The organism is Sphaerospermopsis sp. FACHB-1094 (genome assembly GCF_014696195.1).
GTDB classification, from domain to species: domain Bacteria; phylum Cyanobacteriota; class Cyanobacteriia; order Cyanobacteriales; family Nostocaceae; genus Sphaerospermopsis; species Sphaerospermopsis kisseleviana.
Map to the genome: position 1 here is coordinate 1 of NZ_JACJPT010000193.1, position 5,495 is coordinate 5,495.

Consider the following 5,495-nt stretch of genomic DNA (forward strand, 5'->3'; position numbering starts at 1 on the left):
TGGTGATTGGTGATTGGTGATTGGTGATTGGTGATTGGTGATTGGTGATTGGTGATTGGTGATTGGTGATTGGTGATTGGTGATTGGTGATACAATTTTGGATTTTGGATTTTGGATTTTGGATTTTGGATTTTGGATTTTGGATTTTGGATTGTATTTCATGAATCAAATCTAAAATCTAAAATTCTTCTGCCTTCTGCCTCCTGCCTTCTGCCTCCTGCCTCCTGCCTTCTGCCTCCTGCCTTCTGCCTCCTGCCTTCTGCCTTCTGCCTCCTGACTCCTGACTCCTGACTCCTGACTCCTGACTCCTGACTCCTATAAATGAAAATAATTCTTTTTTTTTGACAAAAAATGGCCAACTTCTGGTAGAATTTCACACTAAAGCTATTTTTATCACTGCCCAATGATCCATCTAATACAGCACAAGGTTCATTGATGACTGTAAAAGGTATTCATACACAAGTGGATGAGTGTAAACAAAGTAGCTAATGACTCCTAACTTAGTTATCAGGTTCTACTGGCAAAATTACATACAAATACTCTCTCTTAACCATTTACAGATGTAAATTATCATGGTTTAACTAAAACACTCGATATAGGTTTTGGTTGAAAGAATCCAGAGTATCCTGAGTCTAGGTTCTATTTCCTATAGATTCTAGATATTTTGTCTTGAGCTAAATTACATATTTAGCCATTCAAAATTTCATAGCTAATCAGCTAATAAACTGAATATAGAAAATTTATATCTGAGTAAATATTCAGGAAATTTATGATATACCAGTTAAATGTTTACAATTTATTACTTGTATTTTGGAGTTTACAGGTAGGATGAAAAATATTTTTTGTCTCACTCCAGTAGGAACACCCGGTTTAACAAGCCAGTCTCAAATCCATTCATCGAAAAATCTCCAGACTTACTCTGTAGGTGTAAGCAACGACTCTGATTAAAAGAAAGTTTTATTTCCCCAGATATATGAATTACTAATTAAGGCATGAAAAAATTGTAAGCCGTCTATAGCGTTATCAAAATTACTGCTTTATACTAGACAGGGTTTAACTAAAAATACAATGACCGGAAACTCCTGATAAATGGCAAACAATAAAACCAGCAAATGCAATACTGTTCAAAATTACATCCTCAATCTTTCTACTCTTGCTAAAATGACTAATCTTGTCGAATATGATTGAGCAACACTAAATAAAAAATTGCTCATAAATCATAAATCTGCCATCTGTTAATATTAAATGCAATAGTATATTTACCTGTGTCTCAAGTTCCTTCTCACTCCACCGAAATTAATAGTAGTGCCACCACAGATGTCACTCCAGTTGTGGCACTGAAAGAACTTGTGGCTAGACTGCATCGGGAACAGAACAAAATTCAAGATTTGCTGAGTTCTTTAGGATTTGCTCTCAGAAGTTTCAATAATTTGAATCAGTTTTTGGAACTGATTCCTCTCATGGCCACCAGAGTTACCGATGCTGAAGGTAGCGCCCTATTTCTCTATAAACCAAATGGTCAAATTAGGTTAGAGCAGCTACATTGGCAGGATAGTCAACAACGGAAAATTATCCGCAAAGCCCTAGAAAATGCTACAAGTCAAATTACACTGTTACCTAATTCTGTACCACTGACAACCACAGGAATTTTAGATGCTCAGATGCATCAATATTTAGGACCAGATGTGCAGATTTTTGGTACAGCAATTATAGTTAAACATACAGAAAGGGGATGGCTTTATGTTTTAAGCCGTGATCCAGAATATAGTTGGACAGAAACTAGACAAAAGTTAGTAAGGTTAGTTGCAGATCAAACAGCGGTAGCTATTGACAACGATGAACTAGCAGTAGAATTGAGGAAAAAAGAACGATTAGATCAAGAATTAGAAATTGGTGCTGAGATTCAACGCCGACTTTTACCGCGTCAATGTCCTAATGTTCCTGGTGCTGTTTTGGCTGCACGTTGTAAACCGGCTAATCGTGTGGGTGGAGATTATTATGATTTTATTCCCACAAATCATAATCAGTTTAAATCTAATCTTAATAGCAGTAAAGAAGATGCCCGTTGGGCTTTGGTAATTGGGGATGTGATGGGTAAAGGTGTTCCTGCTGGTTTAATTATGACCATGTTGCGAGGAATGCTCAGAGGTGAAGTATTACATGGTAATTCTGCGGCGGGAATTTTGCAAAATTTGAATCGTGTTATGTATGCCGATTTGGAAAATTCTCACCGGTTTGTCACTTTGTTTTATTCAGAATATAATCCCCGTACAAGATTGTTATCTTATAGTAATGCAGCACATAATCCGCCTTTGTGGTGGCACGCTGCTACTAAAACAGTGACGAGATTGGATACTATGGGGATGTTGATTGGTTTGGATGCAAATAGTCAATATGAGAATGGGGAAGCACAATTAGAACCAGGGGATACAGTTATTTATTATACAGATGGTTTAACGGATGCGGCGGCGGCTGGTGGCGATCGCTTTGATGAAGATAATTTTGTGACTTCGTTTAATGCTGCTTGTCGTTATTGCAATGGACCCCAGGAAATTGTTGATTATTTGTTTGATAAGGTTCAGAATTTTATCGGTTCTGAACGGCAAAATACTGATGATATGACTATGGTAGTTTTACAAATTTTGTGATTACAGGAGGCAGGAGTCGGGAGATCAAGCTGACTTTTAAACTCATTTTAAACTCATTGGTCAATGGGACAGATATTGAGTTATAATAAGTGGTCGCAAACATTAGTAAGTTATAGCCGGATTTGTCCCGGAGGTACGATTGACCACAAAATTTATCTTAAAAATTCTCTGGTTAGATGAGAACGTAGCTTTAGCAGTTGATCAGGTTGTTGGTAAAGGCACAAGCCCCTTAACTAAATACTTCTTCTGGCCTCGTAATGATGCGTGGGAAGAACTGAAAAAAGAGTTAGAATCCAAACACTGGATTACTGATGTTGATCGCGTTGAGTTGCTAAACAAAGCCACAGAAGTGATCAACTACTGGCAAGAAGAAGGCAGAAACCGCCCAATGGCAGAAGCACAATTGAAGTTTCCCGAAGTTGCCTTTACAGGTAGCGCCTGATTGTTTTAATTTGGTGATTGGTAATTGGTAATTGGTAATTGGTAATTATCAATTACTACCCAGTCCCGATCTTCCAATTATTCCATAGTTTAATGGTTTTATCTTTACTACACATAACCTTAAAACTCCGTGGTGCAGGCATCTTGCCTGCATAAATCATAATATAATCATTATAATATAATTATTGAAAATCTGATGTAACATATAGAGCCTTAAAAGCCCCAGTTACAGCTTACAAATAATATTAAGTGTAAAAACATTTTTGTTTGTATTACTACATTTTCAGCAAACTCTACACAAGCTCTGAAACCCTTCTAGGGATAATTCATGAATTGTCCCTACATTAACTCTTACATAAAATTCATTAGAATAGGCTACTTCCACAGTCATGTATGATGTAGTCATTGGTTGGAGATGCAAACCGTGACTACTTACAACATTGAATTACAAGCGGGAATTTTACGGATTAAATTTGGCGAACCTGCCCAAAACGACCAAATAGTAAAGGATGCAGCGGCACGCTTAGAGGAAATGGCGCAGTCGGGAGAATTAGCAGGGGGTCAATTATTGAAAATTAATGGACCTGTATCTATTCCCGTGGCTTTTGTTTTGGCGCATAAGCTGGCACATATTTATGGTGCAATTGGTTTTTATGACCCAAAGCTGGCTAAGTATGTGATTTGTATTACTCACAATCCCGCTTATAAGCTGGGAGATTTGATTGATTAAATACATTGCCCAATTGTTACTATATGTAAATACTCTGGTTTACACTTTGTATTAATTATTTACAGCGATTGTAATATTCTCAGTTATCATATTGAGTGATAATCATATAAGCTTATAGGTAGAATTTACTGATGACAGCGAGATGAGGATGTTTGGGGCGGAGATGTTTGGGGGTGTGAGTTACAGTTGTAGTAATAAGAAGTATTTATGATGAAAAGTTATCAAGTCACATTGCAGATTCTTCAACAAGCGATCGCAGTTTTGGCAAACTGGGTTAAGTCTGATGTTGTCAACAAGTTATCTTTATCAGCTTCAGATAGTATTGATGATGCTGTCAAAGAAGCTATTCAAGAAGCTATTCAAGAAGCTCAGAAGATTCTATTTTGGCCTAAACAGGGAGAACCACAGGCTTTAAGATTACTATTTGATTATGTGAATTTGAATCCTGAAGAAAAGCAGAAAAAGCAGACAAAAGAACATTATTGGATACCTGAAGCTATAGATAATAATGATCCTAAAATTCCCTATCCAGTTACAAAAAAACCAGATTTAGAGAGTTTAAAAAAAGATATCAAAACAGCCTTAGATAGTTTAGAACAAGAAGATTATCAAAATCTATCTTTGTTAACTTTAATTGTGGAAAAATTTGGCTCATTTATTAGTTTTGGGGAGGAAAATATAGCCTTAATAGACTTGGTTAAAAGTACGGCCGCAGTTGCAGCAGCTTTAGTCAATAATACTGAATCTAAAAATATTACTTTAATTGCTGGTGACTTATCAGGGATTCAAAAATTCATTTATACCATATCTTCCGATGGGGCATTAAAATCATTAAGAGCGAGGAGTTTTTATTTAGAGTTAGTTACGGAAGAAGTCGTACAACAATTGTTAGATAAATTAGAACTTCCTCGGACTAATGTAATTTATGCAGGTGGTGGTAATTTATATATTTTGGCTTCTGGGAAAAAAGAAGTTAAAAGTGTGATTAAAGAAGTACGTCAACAATTTAATGAATGGTTGTTAAAGGAATTTGAAGGGAAAGTATTTCTAGCTTTAGACTGTTTATGTTTTTCCACATCTGATCTAAAACCAGAACCTAAAAGTTCTCAGGAAAATTCTCAAGCTTCTAAATTTGCGGAAAATTGGTCAAAAGCTACTAAAAATTTAGCTGTTCATAAATCTCAGAAATTTTGTGATCAAATTAGTGATTTAATCAAACCACGTTACAGTCATGAACCGTGTCGCGTTTGTCATCGTGACGATGTAGAACCAGACAAACTAAAACCACTGAATGACAATGAATCAGATTCAGTTTTAGCTTGTGGAACTTGCCGCAGTATGTTTGATTTAGGAGGTCAGTTATTTAAAGTTAATGCTATTGTGAGATCAAAACAAAAAGATATAGCTAACACATTACATACACTTTCATTTCCTGGAAATATCTATTATCATCTATTTGAAAATTGGAAACAAATAGATCCTACTGCTGATATGGTTCTATTAGTCAATGATTGGACATTAGAACATTATCAATTTAAGCATTTTAAAAATGTTTATCCCTTGTTATTAGGTAACCAGGGTAAGAGCATCTCAATCAGGCTTGACATAAGGGCTTATCGGAATCTAATGTAGAGTCAATGAAACAAGAACTGAGAACTTGAATCATGTAATCGTTA

Annotated in this window: 4 protein-coding genes; all 4 read left to right on the top strand. The window is 35.9% G+C overall.

The window, feature by feature from the left end:
- The first annotated feature begins 1,265 nt into the window (after positions 1 to 1,265).
- Complete coding sequence (locus tag H6F47_RS26685; RefSeq protein WP_190347402.1) at positions 1,266 to 2,648, top strand: PP2C family protein-serine/threonine phosphatase; 1,383 nt, start codon at positions 1,266 to 1,268, stop codon at positions 2,646 to 2,648.
- A gap of 139 nt (positions 2,649 to 2,787) precedes the next feature.
- Positions 2,788 to 3,090: a 30S ribosomal protein PSRP-3 gene (locus H6F47_RS26690; protein ID WP_096569556.1), complete on the top strand. Its 303-nt coding sequence runs from the start codon at positions 2,788 to 2,790 to the stop codon at positions 3,088 to 3,090.
- A 414-nt stretch (positions 3,091 to 3,504) separates the two neighbouring features.
- The gene (locus tag H6F47_RS26695; RefSeq protein ID WP_199291309.1) at positions 3,505 to 3,819 is read left to right on the top strand and encodes a CRISPR-associated protein Csx3; all 315 of its coding nucleotides are present in this window, start codon (positions 3,505 to 3,507) and stop codon (positions 3,817 to 3,819) included.
- A gap of 207 nt (positions 3,820 to 4,026) precedes the next feature.
- Complete coding sequence (locus H6F47_RS26700) at positions 4,027 to 5,451, top strand: hypothetical protein (RefSeq protein ID WP_190651761.1); 1,425 nt, start codon at positions 4,027 to 4,029, stop codon at positions 5,449 to 5,451.
- Positions 5,452 to 5,495: the final 44 nt, after the last annotated feature.

Coding starts and splice junctions, on each gene's coding strand:
- H6F47_RS26700 (WP_190651761.1), top strand. CDS start 4,027: ATGATGAAAAGTTATCAAGTCACATTGCAGATTCTTCAACAAGCGATC.
- H6F47_RS26695 (WP_199291309.1), top strand. CDS start 3,505: ATGCAAACCGTGACTACTTACAACATTGAATTACAAGCGGGAATTTTA.